20 protein-coding genes are annotated in these 12,439 nt (G+C 39.4%); 19 read left to right on the forward strand and 1 reads right to left on the reverse strand.

The window, feature by feature from the left end:
* Nucleotides 1-39 precede the first annotated feature (39 nt).
* The 19 genes from rplE to QZ135_RS22940 all read left to right on the forward strand — a co-directional run bounded on the left by rplE (nt 40) and on the right by QZ135_RS22940 (nt 10,416).
* Nucleotides 40-597: a 50S ribosomal protein L5 gene (gene rplE / locus QZ135_RS22850; protein ID WP_004310886.1), complete on the forward strand. Its 558-nt coding sequence runs from the start codon at nt 40-42 to the stop codon at nt 595-597.
* Nucleotides 598-603: 6 nt separating this feature from the next.
* Nucleotides 604-903 (forward strand): 30S ribosomal protein S14, encoded by a 300-nt coding sequence (gene rpsN / locus QZ135_RS22855; RefSeq protein ID WP_009132600.1) that lies wholly within the window; start codon nt 604-606, stop codon nt 901-903.
* Between the two features lie 53 nt (nt 904-956).
* A complete protein-coding gene (gene rpsH / locus QZ135_RS22860; RefSeq protein ID WP_004291226.1) occupies nt 957-1,352 on the forward strand; it encodes a 30S ribosomal protein S8 in 396 nt (131 codons plus the stop codon).
* 15 nt (nt 1,353-1,367) lie between these two features.
* On the forward strand, nt 1,368-1,937 hold the full coding sequence (gene rplF / locus QZ135_RS22865; protein WP_294615060.1) for a 50S ribosomal protein L6: 570 nt from the start codon (nt 1,368-1,370) through the stop codon (nt 1,935-1,937).
* A gap of 21 nt (nt 1,938-1,958) precedes the next feature.
* Complete coding sequence (gene rplR / locus QZ135_RS22870; RefSeq protein ID WP_025834040.1) at nt 1,959-2,303, forward strand: 50S ribosomal protein L18; 345 nt, start codon at nt 1,959-1,961, stop codon at nt 2,301-2,303.
* A gap of 5 nt (nt 2,304-2,308) precedes the next feature.
* On the forward strand, nt 2,309-2,824 hold the full coding sequence (gene rpsE / locus QZ135_RS22875) for a 30S ribosomal protein S5 (RefSeq protein ID WP_007212082.1): 516 nt from the start codon (nt 2,309-2,311) through the stop codon (nt 2,822-2,824).
* Between the two features lie 10 nt (nt 2,825-2,834).
* The gene (rpmD, locus tag QZ135_RS22880; protein WP_007662165.1) at nt 2,835-3,011 is read left to right on the forward strand and encodes a 50S ribosomal protein L30; all 177 of its coding nucleotides are present in this window, start codon (nt 2,835-2,837) and stop codon (nt 3,009-3,011) included.
* A gap of 30 nt (nt 3,012-3,041) precedes the next feature.
* On the forward strand, nt 3,042-3,488 hold the full coding sequence (rplO, locus tag QZ135_RS22885; RefSeq protein WP_009132604.1) for a 50S ribosomal protein L15: 447 nt from the start codon (nt 3,042-3,044) through the stop codon (nt 3,486-3,488).
* 4 nt (nt 3,489-3,492) lie between these two features.
* Nucleotides 3,493-4,833: a preprotein translocase subunit SecY gene (gene secY / locus QZ135_RS22890; RefSeq protein ID WP_009132605.1), complete on the forward strand. Its 1,341-nt coding sequence runs from the start codon at nt 3,493-3,495 to the stop codon at nt 4,831-4,833.
* An 11-nt stretch (nt 4,834-4,844) separates the two neighbouring features.
* Nucleotides 4,845-5,642 (forward strand): type I methionyl aminopeptidase, encoded by a 798-nt coding sequence (map, locus tag QZ135_RS22895; RefSeq protein WP_294615066.1) that lies wholly within the window; start codon nt 4,845-4,847, stop codon nt 5,640-5,642.
* A 9-nt stretch (nt 5,643-5,651) separates the two neighbouring features.
* Nucleotides 5,652-5,870 (forward strand): translation initiation factor IF-1, encoded by a 219-nt coding sequence (gene infA, locus QZ135_RS22900; protein WP_002558052.1) that lies wholly within the window; start codon nt 5,652-5,654, stop codon nt 5,868-5,870.
* A gap of 9 nt (nt 5,871-5,879) precedes the next feature.
* Entirely contained in the window at nt 5,880-5,996 is a 117-nt protein-coding gene (gene ykgO, locus QZ135_RS22905) for a type B 50S ribosomal protein L36 (protein WP_002558051.1), read from the forward strand.
* 34 nt (nt 5,997-6,030) lie between these two features.
* Nucleotides 6,031-6,411: a 30S ribosomal protein S13 gene (rpsM, locus tag QZ135_RS22910; protein WP_077152998.1), complete on the forward strand. Its 381-nt coding sequence runs from the start codon at nt 6,031-6,033 to the stop codon at nt 6,409-6,411.
* 11 nt (nt 6,412-6,422) lie between these two features.
* Nucleotides 6,423-6,812 (forward strand): 30S ribosomal protein S11, encoded by a 390-nt coding sequence (rpsK, locus tag QZ135_RS22915; RefSeq protein ID WP_004296327.1) that lies wholly within the window; start codon nt 6,423-6,425, stop codon nt 6,810-6,812.
* A 115-nt stretch (nt 6,813-6,927) separates the two neighbouring features.
* The gene (gene rpsD, locus QZ135_RS22920) at nt 6,928-7,533 is read left to right on the forward strand and encodes a 30S ribosomal protein S4 (protein WP_009132607.1); all 606 of its coding nucleotides are present in this window, start codon (nt 6,928-6,930) and stop codon (nt 7,531-7,533) included.
* Nucleotides 7,534-7,547: 14 nt separating this feature from the next.
* Nucleotides 7,548-8,540 carry a DNA-directed RNA polymerase subunit alpha gene (locus QZ135_RS22925; protein WP_009132608.1) on the forward strand — a complete coding sequence of 331 codons (993 nt, stop codon included), beginning with the start codon at nt 7,548-7,550 and terminating at the stop codon, nt 8,538-8,540.
* Nucleotides 8,541-8,543: 3 nt separating this feature from the next.
* Nucleotides 8,544-9,035 carry a 50S ribosomal protein L17 gene (gene rplQ, locus QZ135_RS22930; protein WP_294615073.1) on the forward strand — a complete coding sequence of 164 codons (492 nt, stop codon included), beginning with the start codon at nt 8,544-8,546 and terminating at the stop codon, nt 9,033-9,035.
* 302 nt (nt 9,036-9,337) lie between these two features.
* Nucleotides 9,338-9,769 carry a hypothetical protein gene (locus QZ135_RS22935; RefSeq protein ID WP_294615076.1) on the forward strand — a complete coding sequence of 144 codons (432 nt, stop codon included), beginning with the start codon at nt 9,338-9,340 and terminating at the stop codon, nt 9,767-9,769.
* 107 nt (nt 9,770-9,876) lie between these two features.
* A complete protein-coding gene (locus QZ135_RS22940) occupies nt 9,877-10,416 on the forward strand; it encodes a hypothetical protein (RefSeq protein WP_294615080.1) in 540 nt (179 codons plus the stop codon).
* Nucleotides 10,417-10,457: 41 nt separating this feature from the next.
* Here QZ135_RS22940 and QZ135_RS22945 read toward each other — a convergent pair whose 3' ends face one another.
* The gene (locus QZ135_RS22945; protein ID WP_294615083.1) at nt 10,458-12,269 is read right to left on the reverse strand and encodes a MutS family DNA mismatch repair protein; all 1,812 of its coding nucleotides are present in this window, start codon (nt 12,267-12,269) and stop codon (nt 10,458-10,460) included.
* Between the last annotated feature and the right edge of the window lie 170 nt (nt 12,270-12,439).

The following is a 12,439-nucleotide window of genomic DNA, read 5'->3' on the forward strand; positions in this document are numbered from 1 at the left end:
AGTGCGTTATTCTAAAAAATCAGGGGAGGAGATTAAGTAATGAGTAATACTGCTAGTCTTAAGAAAGAATATGCAGAGCGTATTGCGCCTGCGTTGAAATCACAGTTCCAGTATTCTTCTACAATGCAGATACCCGTACTTAAGAAGATTGTTATCAATCAGGGTTTAGGTATGGCAGTTGCCGATAAGAAGATTATTGAGGTTGCTATTAATGAGATGACCGCTATTACAGGTCAAAAAGCTGTAGCAACAATTTCTCGTAAAGATATCGCAAACTTTAAGTTGCGTAAGAAAATGCCTATTGGTGTGATGGTAACTTTGCGTCGTGAGAGAATGTACGAATTCCTTGAAAAATTAGTTCGTGTGGCTCTTCCTCGTATCCGTGACTTCAAGGGTATTGAAAGTAAGTTTGATGGAAAGGGTAATTATACTCTTGGTATTCAGGAACAAATCATTTTCCCTGAAATTAATATCGATAGTATTACCAGAATTCTCGGAATGAATATTACCTTTGTAACCTCTGCGGAAACAGATGAAGAAGGTTATGCCTTGTTGAAAGAATTTGGTTTACCGTTTAAAAACGCTAAAAAAGATTGATAAGTTATGGCAAAGGAATCAATGAAGGCACGTGAAGTAAGACGTGCTAAATTAGTAGCCAAATATGCCGAGAAGAGAGCTGCATTGAAGCAAATCGTTAGAACCGGTGATCCTGCTGAAGCTTTTGAAGCTGCACAAAAATTGCAAGATCTGCCAAAGAATTCTAATCCGATTCGTATGCATAACCGTTGCAAATTGACTGGTCGTCCTAAAGGATATATCCGTCAGTTTGGTATCTCCAGAATTCAGTTCCGTGAGATGGCTTCTAACGGTCTTATTCCCGGTATTAAGAAAGCAAGCTGGTAATTTTTTGTTTTAAATATTGTCAGGGTAGTCCTGATTAATTTAATTTTTATTATATGACTGATCCAATAGCAGATTATTTGACGAGGTTGCGGAACGCTATTCAAGCAAAGCACAGAGTAGTGGAAGTTCCCGCTTCAAATTTGAAAAAAGAAATCACTAAGATTCTTTTTGAGAAAGGCTACATTCTTAATTATAAGTTTGTAGAAGATGGTCCTCAAGGGACAATTAAAGTTGCCTTGAAGTATGATCCGGTTAACAAAGTAAACGCAATCAAGAAACTGGAAAGAATTTCTTCTCCGGGTTTGCGTCAATACACCGGTTATAAGGACATGCCGCGAGTTATTAATGGTTTGGGTATTGCTATAATATCTACTTCCAAAGGTGTAATGACTAACAAAGAAGCCGCTGAACTGAAGATTGGTGGTGAAGTATTGTGTTATGTATATTAATAGGAGGAATTAGCAATGTCAAGAATAGGAAAATTACCCATTAGTATTCCCGCTGGAGTAACAGTTACTCTGAAAGAAAATGTGGTTACCGTGAAGGGACCAAAAGGCGAACTTAGCCAATATGTAAATCCTGCTATCAATGTTGCCATCGAAGATGGTCATGTGACTTTGAGTGAGAATGAAAATGCAATGCTGGATAATTCTAAGCAAAAGCACGCATTCCATGGTTTATACCGTTCTTTGGTTCACAACATGGTTGTTGGTGTATCTGAAGGATATAAAAAGGAGTTGGAACTTGTAGGTGTAGGTTACCGTGCTTCTAACCAAGGTAATATTATTGAATTATCTTTGGGTTATACGCACAATATCTTCATACAGTTGCCTTCTGAAGTTAAAGTAGAGACCAAATCTGAAAGAAATAAGAATCCTCTTATTATTTTGGAGTCTTGTGATAAACAATTGCTGGGTCAAGTTTGCTCTAAGATACGTTCTTTCCGTAAGCCCGAACCGTATAAAGGTAAAGGTATTAAGTTTGTTGGTGAAGAAATTCGTAGAAAGTCTGGTAAATCTGCCGGCGCTAAGTAATTTACATAAAATAAGAATGTTATGACAACAAAAATAGAAAGACGAATTAAGATCAAATATAGAGTACGCAATAGAATTTCAGGTACTGCTGAACGTCCGCGTATGAGTGTATTTAGAAGTAATAAGCAAATCTATGTTCAGCTTATCGACGATTTAGGCGGTAAGACTTTGGCTGCTGCTTCTTCTTTGGGTATGACTGAAAAGTTGCCAAAGAAAGAACAGGCTGCAAAGGTTGGAGAATTGATTGCTAAGAAGGCTCAGGAAGCAGGTATTACTACTGTTGTTTTCGACCGTAATGGTTACTTGTATCATGGGAGAGTAAAAGAAGTGGCTGATGCTGCTCGTAACGGTGGACTTAAATTTTAATCATTATGGCAATTAATAATAGAGTTAAGATTACAAACGATATAGAACTGAAAGACCGTTTGGTTGCTATTAATCGTGTAACCAAAGTGACCAAAGGTGGTAGAACTTTTAGTTTCTCTGCAATTGTTGTTGTAGGTAACGAAGAAGGAATTATCGGTTGGGGTCTTGGTAAAGCTGGTGAAGTTACCGCAGCTATTGCTAAAGGTGTTGAGTCAGCTAAGAAGAACCTGACAAAGGTACCTGTGTTGAAAGGTACTGTTCCTCACGAACAGTCTGCTAAGTTTGGTGGTGCAGAAGTATTCATTAAACCGGCGTCTCATGGTACTGGTGTAGTTGCAGGTGGTGCGATGCGTGCTGTACTTGAAAGTGTTGGTATTACAGATGTTTTGGCTAAGTCAAAAGGGTCTTCTAATCCGCACAACTTGGTGAAAGCTACTATCTTGGCGTTGGGTGAAATGCGTGATGCACGTATGGTTGCTCAAAACAGAGGAATTAGTATTGAAAAAGTATTTAGAGGATAAGGAGGAATATATGTCGACTATAAAGGTTAAACAAATTAAAAGTAGAATTGGTGCTCCGGCTGATCAGAAAAGAACTCTCGATGCACTGGGACTTCGTAAGTTGAATCGTGTGGTTGAACACGAGTGTACTCCTTCAATTCTTGGAATGGTGGATAAGGTTAAACACTTGGTTACCATTGTTAAGTAATTATTTGTTGAATATAAAACGAATTACAATATGAACTTAAGTAATTTAAAACCTGCAGAAGGATCTACTAAAACAAGAAAGAGAATCGGACGTGGTCCAGGTTCTGGCTTGGGAGGTACTTCTACCAGAGGTCATAAGGGAGCTAAATCAAGATCTGGTTATTCTAAGAAGATCGGTTTTGAAGGTGGCCAGATGCCTCTCCAACGTCGTGTTCCTAAATTCGGTTTTAAGAACATTAATCGTGTAGAGTATAAGGCTATCAATTTGGATACAATTCAGAAACTTGCTGAAGCTAAGAAGTTAGAATCAGTTAGTATTAATGACTTTATCGCTGCTGGCTTTATTTCTTCAAATCAGTTGGTAAAAGTATTAGGTAATGGAACTTTGACTACAAAGTTGGATGTGCAAGCTCATGCATTCTCTAAGACTGCTGTTGCTGCCATTGAAGCTGCTGGTGGAAGTGTAGTAAAACTCTAATTCGATGAGAAAAGCTATTGAAACATTAAAGAATATATGGAAAATTGAGGATCTGAGACAACGGATCCTCATTACCATATTGTTTGTGGCAATCTACCGTTTCGGCTCATATGTTGTATTGCCTGGTATTAATCCGGCTATGCTGACACAATTGCATCAACAAACAAGCGAGGGCCTCTTAGCCTTATTAAACATGTTTTCGGGAGGAGCATTCTCCAATGCATCTATCTTTGCATTGGGAATTATGCCTTATATCTCTGCTTCAATCGTTATTCAGTTGTTGGGAATTGCGGTTCCGTATTTCCAGAAACTTCAACGTGAAGGTGAGAGTGGTAGAAGAAAAATGAACCAGTATACTCGTTATTTAACGATTATCATTCTGTTAGTTCAGGCTCCTTCTTATTTGCTCAATCTTAAAATGCAGGCCGGTCCTTCCTTAAATGCTTCATTAGATTGGACTCTGTTCATGGTTACCTCTACCATTATCTTGGCAGCTGGTAGTATGTTTATTTTGTGGCTTGGTGAGAGAATCACTGATAAGGGTATCGGTAATGGTATTTCATTTATCATCTTAATCGGTATTATCGCTCGTTTGCCTCAGTCTTTATTTCAGGAATTAATTTCCCGTATGACTGACAAGACAGGTGGTTTGGTTATGTTCTTAATTGAAATCGTATTCCTGTTGTTGGTAATTGCAGCTGCAATCTTATTGGTGCAAGGTACAAGAAAGATTCCTGTACAATACGCTAAAAGAATTGTTGGTAATAAGCAATATGGCGGTGCAAGACAGTACATTCCATTGAAAGTGAATGCAGCTGGTGTAATGCCTATCATCTTTGCTCAGGCAATTATGTTTATCCCTATTACCTTTATTGGTTTTTCAAATGTAGATCATGTGAGCGGTTTTGTGCGTGCATTTACTGATCATACAAGCTTCTGGTATAATTTCGTATTTGCAATAATGATTATACTATTCACGTATTTCTATACTGCAATTACGATTAACCCAACTCAGATGGCTGAGGATATGAAGAGAAATAATGGTTTCATTCCAGGTATCAAACCGGGAAAGAAAACAGCTGAGTATATCGATGATATCATGTCTCGTATTACATTGCCTGGTTCTTTCTTTTTGGCTTTGGTAGCTATTATGCCTGCTTTTGCTGGTATTTTTGGTGTGAAGGCTGAATTTGCTCAATTCTTCGGTGGTACATCTTTGTTAATTCTTGTAGGTGTAGTTCTTGATACACTCCAGCAGATTGAAAGTCATTTGTTGATGAGACACTATGATGGTCTATTGAAGTCTGGTCGTATTAAGGGACGTAGTAACGTAGCTGCATATTAATCTTTTAGAAGATGATATTTCTTAAAACGGAAGATGAAATAGAGCTGCTCCGTAAGAGTAATTTGCTTGTCGGGAAGACATTGGCTGAAGTTGCAAAACTGGTAAAGCCGGGAGTTACTACAAGAGAGCTGGATAAAGTAGCGGAAGAATTCATTAGAGATCATGGTGCTGTCCCTACTTTTAAAGGTTTCCCTAATCAATATGGTGATCCATTTCCAGCTTCGTTATGTACATCGGTAAATGAACAGGTGGTACATGGTATTCCTGGTGATATAGTACTGAAAGAAGGTGATATTGTGTCGGTTGATTGTGGTACTTATATGAATGGTTTTTGTGGTGATTCTGCCTATACATTTTGTGTGGGAGAAGTAGATGAGGAAGTTCGCAAATTATTGAAGGTTACTAAAGAGGCATTATACATCGGAATAGAAAATGCTATTCAAGGAAAGCGGTTGGGTGATATCGGATATGCAATACAAGAACATTGTGAGTCCAATTCCTACGGTGTAGTGCGTGAGTTTGTTGGTCATGGTATTGGCAAAGAGATGCATGAAGATCCTCAAGTTCCTAATTATGGAAAACGAGGTTATGGAACAGTTTTGAAGAAAGGTCTTTGTATAGCTATTGAACCGATGATTACGCAAGGTAATCGCCAAATAGTAATGGAGCGTGATGGCTGGACGGTGAGAACGAAAGATTGGAAGTGTGCGGCTCATTTTGAGCATACAGTAGCTGTAGGAGCTGGCAAGGCTGATATTTTATCATCGTTTAAATTCATAGAAGAAGTATTAGGAGATAAAGCAATTTAAAAAATTAATATGGCTAAGCAATCTGCAATAGAACAAGATGGAGTTATAGTTGAAGCATTGTCTAATGCAATGTTTCGTGTTGAATTAGAAAACGGACATGAGATTACTGCACATATTTCCGGTAAGATGCGAATGCATTATATAAAAATCCTGCCGGGTGATAAAGTAAGAGTCGAAATGTCTCCTTACGATTTATCGAAAGGAAGAATTGTATTTAGATATAAATAAAATTAAGATATGAAAGTAAGAGCATCTTTAAAGAAACGTACGCCAGAATGTAAGATCGTTAGACGCAATGGCCGTTTGTATGTTATTAACAAGAAAAATCCTAAGTATAAACAACGTCAAGGATAATATTATTATTTTTGCAAAAAAAATAATTTAGTATATGGCTATAAGAATAGTTGGTGTCGATTTGCCTCAGAATAAGAGAGGTGAAGTTGCGTTGACCTATATCTATGGAATAGGTCGTAGTAGTTCAGCAAAGATTTTGGATAAAGCTGGTGTAGATAAAGACCTGAAAGTGAAAGACTGGACGGACGATCAAGCTGCCAAGATTCGTGAGATCATTGGTGCAGAATTTAAAGTAGAAGGTGACCTCCGTTCGGAAATTCAATTAAACATCAAACGTTTGATGGATATTGGTTGTTACCGTGGTGTACGTCACCGTATCGGTTTGCCTGTAAGAGGTCAGAGCACAAAGAATAATGCTCGTACTCGTAAGGGTAGAAAGAAAACCGTTGCAAATAAGAAAAAAGCTACTAAATAATAATTGTTGATATGGCAAAAAAAACAGTTGCAGCAAAGAAGAGAAATGTGAAAGTTGACGCTAATGGACAATTACATGTTCATTCATCTTTCAACAATATTATTGTTTCTCTCGCAAATAGTGAAGGGCAGATTATCTCTTGGTCATCTGCTGGTAAAATGGGATTTAGAGGTTCTAAGAAGAACACTCCTTATGCAGCCCAGATGGCTGCCCAGGATTGTGCAAAGATTGCATTTGATCTTGGTCTGAGAAAGGTAAAGGCATATGTGAAGGGTCCAGGTAACGGACGTGAGTCTGCTATTAGAACTATCCACGGTGCAGGTATCGAAGTTACTGAAATTATTGACGTAACTCCGCTTCCACATAATGGTTGTCGTCCTCCGAAAAGACGTAGAGTTTAAGATTTACCTTTAATAAAAATGATCTTGATTTTGTTATTGGATTACATAAATTTCTCTCTGTAATCGCGGCTGCAACAAGTTGAGTTCATGAATAAACAATTAAAATTTAAAAGAAATGGCTAGATATACTGGACCAAAATCAAGAATAGCCCGTAAATTCGGTGAAGGTATCTTTGGAGCAGATAAAGTTTTGTCTAAGAAAAATTATCCTCCCGGACAACACGGCAATTCAAGAAAAAGAAAAACTTCAGAATATGGTGTTCAACTTCGTGAGAAACAGAAGGCCAAATACACCTATGGAGTTTTAGAAAAACAATTCCGTAACTTGTTTGAAAAGGCAGCTACTGCAAAGGGTATTACCGGTGAGGTACTTCTCCAATTGTTGGAAGGTCGTCTTGATAATGTAGTATTCCGTTTAGGTATTGCTCCTACTCGTGCAGCTGCTCGTCAGTTGGTGAGTCACAAGCATATTACTGTGGATGGTGAAGTGGTAAACATCCCTTCATTTGCAGTAAAACCAGGACAGGTGATTGGTGTTCGCGAAAGATCTAAATCTTTGGAAGTCGTTGCTAATTCACTGGCTGGTTTTAACCATAGCAAGTATCCTTGGTTGGAATGGGATGATAACTCAAAGGTTGGCAAATTGTTGCATGTACCTGAAAGAGCAGACATTCCTGAAAACATTAAAGAGCATTTGATCGTAGAATTGTATTCTAAATAAAAATAATTAATTTCATGGCGATATTAGCATTTCAAAAACCTGATAAAGTATTAATGTTGGAAGCGGATTCGCGATTCGGTAAATTCGAATTTCGTCCGTTGGAGCCCGGTTTCGGTATTACCGTTGGTAATGCACTGCGCCGCATCCTTCTTTCGTCATTGGAGGGTTTTGCTATCACCACTATTAAGATAGATGGTGTTGAGCATGAATTCTCTAGTGTTCCGGGAGTTAAAGAGGATGTTACTAACATTATCTTGAATCTGAAACAGGTGAGATTCAAGCAAGTAGTTGAGGAGTTCGAGAGTGAGAAAGTAAGTATCACAATCGAGAATTCTAGTGAATTTAAAGCAGGTGACATAGGTAAGTATTTGACTGGATTTGAAGTGTTAAATCCTGAATTAGTTATTTGTCATTTAGATTCTAAAGCAACAATGCAGATCGATATTACGATTAACAAAGGTCGTGGATATGTTCCGGCTGATGAAAACCGCGAGTATTGCACGGATGTTAACGTAATTCCTATCGATTCTATTTATACTCCGATACGTAATGTAAAGTTCCAGATTGAGCAGTTCCGTGTTGAACAAAAAACGGACTACGATAAATTGGTGCTTGAGATTACTACCGATGGTTCCATCCATCCGAAGGAAGCACTGAAAGAAGCTGCAAAGATTTTGATTTATCATTTCATGCTCTTCTCTGACGAGAAGATTACATTGGAAAGCAATGATGTAGATGGTAATGAAGAATTTGATGAAGAAGTACTGCACATGCGTCAATTGTTGAAAACCAAACTCGTTGATATGGATTTATCAGTTCGTGCCCTTAACTGCTTAAAGGCTGCTGATGTAGAAACGTTAGGCGATTTGGTACAGTTCAATAAGACGGATTTGCTGAAATTCAGAAACTTCGGAAAGAAATCGCTTACTGAGCTTGATGATTTGCTGGAAAGTCTGAATCTTTCGTTTGGAACCGATATTTCTAAATATAAATTAGATAAAGAATAAAAAATGAGACATAATAAGAAATTCAACCATTTAGGTCGTACTGCTTCTCACAGAAACGCTATGTTGTCTAACATGGCATGTTCTTTGATTAAGCACAAAAGAATCACTACGACTGTTGCAAAGGCTAAAGCTCTGAAGAAGTTCGTTGAGCCTTTGATTACGAAATCAAAGGATGACACGACTAATTCTCGTCGTGTTGTGTTCAGCAATCTGCAGGATAAGCAAGTTGTAACAGAACTCTTCAAGGAAATTTCAGTGAAGATTGCTGATCGTCCGGGTGGCTATACTCGTATCATCAAGACAGGACACCGTTTAGGTGATAACGCTGAAATGTGCTTTATCGAACTCGTTGACTACAACGAAAACATGGCTAAAGACAAAGTTGCTAAGAAAGCTACTCGTACTCGTCGTTCTAAGAAGAGCGCAGAGGCTGCTGCTCCGGTGGAAGCTCCAGTTGCTGAAACTCCGGCAGTTGAAGAAGCTAAAGCTGAATAAATCGACTATTCTTCTCAATATAAAAGCCATCTCCCATCTGGGGGTGGCTTTTTTGTTTTCTACATGTTTTTTCTATACTTTGTTTCTCATTTAGGCTTTCCGTACTGTTGCTAAACTTCTTGCTAGAAGGTGATTCGTCTGCAAACTGTGCTCTGATAACCACAGATTTTACTTTTAATCTCTGTATGAGGTTATTTACGAGGCTCTTGCGAGGAATTAAGATATATCTTTCCTAAACATTCATTAAAAGGTTTTTATTTTAAACAATTGAATGAAACAAACTGTTATCTTTGCAAATAGATATGGCAAAGTTTCTAAAATTGATATTGATTCTGGTTCTTGCAACTGCCTTTTGGGGAAGCGTGAGCGATACATTTACTGCATCAGTAGATGAAACGACTATTGTCTCTCAAAGAGTTGCGGGAGAAGACGGAAATGTGCAGAGAAATGATGTCCGGCAAGGAAGTTATATCCCGGCTCCGCAATTGCCATATTTATCTGATGCGGAGATTGCAAGTTCCGGTGGAGCTACACAGTTGCTCACGTTTTCGCGTGCGCAGCGTTCATATACAACTGAATTTATACTTTCATTGAAAGATGTGGTAGAGCGATTGGCTCATCGTGATGGTGCATTATCATTGCAACGCTCGAAGTTGTTCAATTCCACTGCTTTCTATCGTTGTCAACCTGCGTGTGAATATTACGTGTTCACGCTCAGGAGAATTATCATTTAGACGTTTGAATGAATCAAATTCTTTTTTATCTTTTGTAACCATTGGCTTACATTAGGTGACTATTTTTATCAGTTAATTTTTTTATTCATTTCAAAACGATTTAAATTATGGCAACTCAAGCAATTGATGCAACAATCTTTGCATCTACACACCCTGATATTGTAAAACGTACAAGTATTTCTGGACTTATTTTCTCGGCAGTTATGTTACTGTTAGGTATCCTCGTGTTCGCATCCACTTTCGAAGTAACTGATCGATCGTCTACGCTCAGTATGTTATTGATGGTGCTGGGAACGGCATTCTTTCTATTAGGAATATTCCGTTTGTTCTGGAAATCAAAAGAAGTGGTCTATCTCCCCACCGGTAGTGTTACGAAAGAGCGTAGCATTTTCTTTGATTTGAAACACATGGGCAAACTGAAAGAAATGATCGAAAAAGGTCATCTTACGCTTGAAGATGGTGTAAAGAGTGAAGGGAGTGGTAATGTGCGTATGGATGTTATACTTTCGCAAGATAATAAATTTGCAGCTGTTCAGTTGTTCCAATTTGTTCCTTATACGTATACACCGGTGACTTCTGTGCATTATTATACGGGTAATGATGCAGCGACTGTATCGGCTTTCTTGTCGAAGTGTAAAGTGAACTAATCTATAGGCTTTTACTGGATTTAACTTTAAGTTGGTGGGGATTAGTCGGTGACGGCTATCCCCATTTTTTTCATCAGGAAGCAAGCATTCATATTCTGGGCTACCCCTTCGCGCAGACGATATGAGAAAGTGAGTTCATTGTCAGTAATGTCGGCTTCGAAACGATAGTTACGTATATCGGTAGGGAAGAGCTCGGCAAGGGTACCAAGCATCAAGTCGTGAGTGGCGATGATGCCGTTTGTCTGTAAAGTCATGAATTGCTTGATGAGGGCGAGAGAACCTTTTTGCTTGTCTGTGGAGTTGGTTCCTTTTAAAATTTCGTCGAGGATGATGAATAATTCCTCACCGGCTTGCAGTTTGTCGATAATGAGTTTCAGACGTTTGAGTTCAGCGAAGAAATAAGATTCGTTGTCGGTCAGAGAATCACTGGTACGCAGGCTGGTGATGAGACGGGCAGGATATAGTTCCATTTGCCGGGTACAGGTAGGTGCTCCGATGCAGGCTAACAAGTAGTTGATACCTACCGTGCGGAGATATGTACTTTTGCCTGCCATATTGGCGCCGGTAATGATGATAAAGAAAGGACGTTTCTCTATGTCGATGTCGTTGTGCACACATTTGTCGCGGTTCATTAGCGGATGTCCCATATCTTCGGCGCGGAGGCAGAAAGACCGGGTGGCGATGACAGGGTAAGAGTAGTCCGGATGATTGTAGGCAAAAGTCGCCAGTGAACACAGGACATCCATGTGGGCGATGGCTGTCAGCCAACGGGGCAATTCCGAAGCATACTGTTCTTTCCATCCTTCGATACGCATGATCTGCCGGATTTCCCAGAAGAACAGACCGTTGAGAATGGCATACATGAAAGCATTGTTTCGTTGGTCGAGTTCGTCCATTAGTTTGCTTAGGCGTTGGATGGAGTGGGAGGCTGTCTGTTTTTCGCCACCAATCCACGTTCTCACTTCGTTTAATACAGGGCTTTTCATCGGTTCGTTTTCTATAAGGCGGAGCAGATTGGCATACGTTGCCAGTATTTGCAGTTTCTTGCCATACACTGCTTGCATCTTGGTGATTCTGCCGGTGAAACTGAAACTGGCGAATACAAAACATACCCATACGGCTCCACAAGCACTGGCTGGGATAATGTCCGCAATTGCAAGTGCAATGCACACTGCATTTGTTCCACCGACTAACCAAGGCAACATGCGGAAAAACAGACTCTTCCGGAAGATGCTCGGACTTTTGGCCCATGCCTTCAGTTCATCCTCGTCGGCCGCTTTTCCTTTATGCAGTAATCCCAAGATGCGAAATTCCTGTCTGAATTTCAGGAGCGGAGCCAGTTCTCGGACAGCTTCCTGCCGAGTTTCTATTTCTGTTTTCTTCTCCAGATGTGTGCCCAACCAGGTAGCTAACAGTTTTTTTCCAAGCTGTGTGCATGTCCGGTTGATATATTGAAACAGGGAATGAGGTCCGAAGACATCCAAATCGAAACTATACAGATGTGCCGGGTCTACGAATTCGGCTCCATCCTCAAAGGATGACGTGTCATAATTCAGTGCGGCAAGCTCCTGTTCGTTGATTTCTATCTTCTTTTCCAGATAGTCTTTCTGGTGGAACAGGCGGTTATGATACTTTATTAACAGAATGAAAGGCAGAAGTGTTACGGTAATGATCCCCGTCAGCAATACCCAGTCTGCCGACCAAAAATATATGATTCCCACTACTCCGGCAACGAATAGCAGTAATCGGAGAGTACCTATGCGGTAAATCTTGTTTTGTACTTTATTCAGTTTCCGGCGCCCCTCTTCGGCAATATGCTGATAAGTGGCAGTTATCTCATTGATTGTGTTCATTATCTTTTTCTTTGCTTGCAAAGGTAAAACAAGCATAGATTATAACCAAATGCTTATCCAGCTTTCTCTTGTTGATGTACTAATGAAGGTCTGTATGTCAAAGGACACGCACATCTGTAGTGTACTGAATAAGTTGACACTTCTAAAATTAGAAATTCATATGGAAGCAT

The sequence above is a fragment of the uncultured Bacteroides sp. genome (assembly GCF_905207245.1).
GTDB lineage: Bacteria > Bacteroidota > Bacteroidia > Bacteroidales > Bacteroidaceae > Bacteroides.

Coding starts and splice junctions, on each gene's coding strand:
- rplE (WP_004310886.1), top strand. CDS start 40: ATGAGTAATACTGCTAGTCTTAAGAAAGAATATGCAGAGCGTATTGCG.
- rpsN (WP_009132600.1), top strand. CDS start 604: ATGGCAAAGGAATCAATGAAGGCACGTGAAGTAAGACGTGCTAAATTA.
- rpsH (WP_004291226.1), top strand. CDS start 957: ATGACTGATCCAATAGCAGATTATTTGACGAGGTTGCGGAACGCTATT.
- rplF (WP_294615060.1), top strand. CDS start 1,368: ATGTCAAGAATAGGAAAATTACCCATTAGTATTCCCGCTGGAGTAACA.
- rplR (WP_025834040.1), top strand. CDS start 1,959: ATGACAACAAAAATAGAAAGACGAATTAAGATCAAATATAGAGTACGC.
- rpsE (WP_007212082.1), top strand. CDS start 2,309: ATGGCAATTAATAATAGAGTTAAGATTACAAACGATATAGAACTGAAA.
- rpmD (WP_007662165.1), top strand. CDS start 2,835: ATGTCGACTATAAAGGTTAAACAAATTAAAAGTAGAATTGGTGCTCCG.
- rplO (WP_009132604.1), top strand. CDS start 3,042: ATGAACTTAAGTAATTTAAAACCTGCAGAAGGATCTACTAAAACAAGA.
- secY (WP_009132605.1), top strand. CDS start 3,493: ATGAGAAAAGCTATTGAAACATTAAAGAATATATGGAAAATTGAGGAT.
- map (WP_294615066.1), top strand. CDS start 4,845: ATGATATTTCTTAAAACGGAAGATGAAATAGAGCTGCTCCGTAAGAGT.
- infA (WP_002558052.1), top strand. CDS start 5,652: ATGGCTAAGCAATCTGCAATAGAACAAGATGGAGTTATAGTTGAAGCA.
- ykgO (WP_002558051.1), top strand. CDS start 5,880: ATGAAAGTAAGAGCATCTTTAAAGAAACGTACGCCAGAATGTAAGATC.
- rpsM (WP_077152998.1), top strand. CDS start 6,031: ATGGCTATAAGAATAGTTGGTGTCGATTTGCCTCAGAATAAGAGAGGT.
- rpsK (WP_004296327.1), top strand. CDS start 6,423: ATGGCAAAAAAAACAGTTGCAGCAAAGAAGAGAAATGTGAAAGTTGAC.
- rpsD (WP_009132607.1), top strand. CDS start 6,928: ATGGCTAGATATACTGGACCAAAATCAAGAATAGCCCGTAAATTCGGT.
- QZ135_RS22925 (WP_009132608.1), top strand. CDS start 7,548: ATGGCGATATTAGCATTTCAAAAACCTGATAAAGTATTAATGTTGGAA.
- rplQ (WP_294615073.1), top strand. CDS start 8,544: ATGAGACATAATAAGAAATTCAACCATTTAGGTCGTACTGCTTCTCAC.
- QZ135_RS22935 (WP_294615076.1), top strand. CDS start 9,338: ATGGCAAAGTTTCTAAAATTGATATTGATTCTGGTTCTTGCAACTGCC.
- QZ135_RS22940 (WP_294615080.1), top strand. CDS start 9,877: ATGGCAACTCAAGCAATTGATGCAACAATCTTTGCATCTACACACCCT.
- QZ135_RS22945 (WP_294615083.1), bottom strand. CDS start 12,269: ATGAACACAATCAATGAGATAACTGCCACTTATCAGCATATTGCCGAA.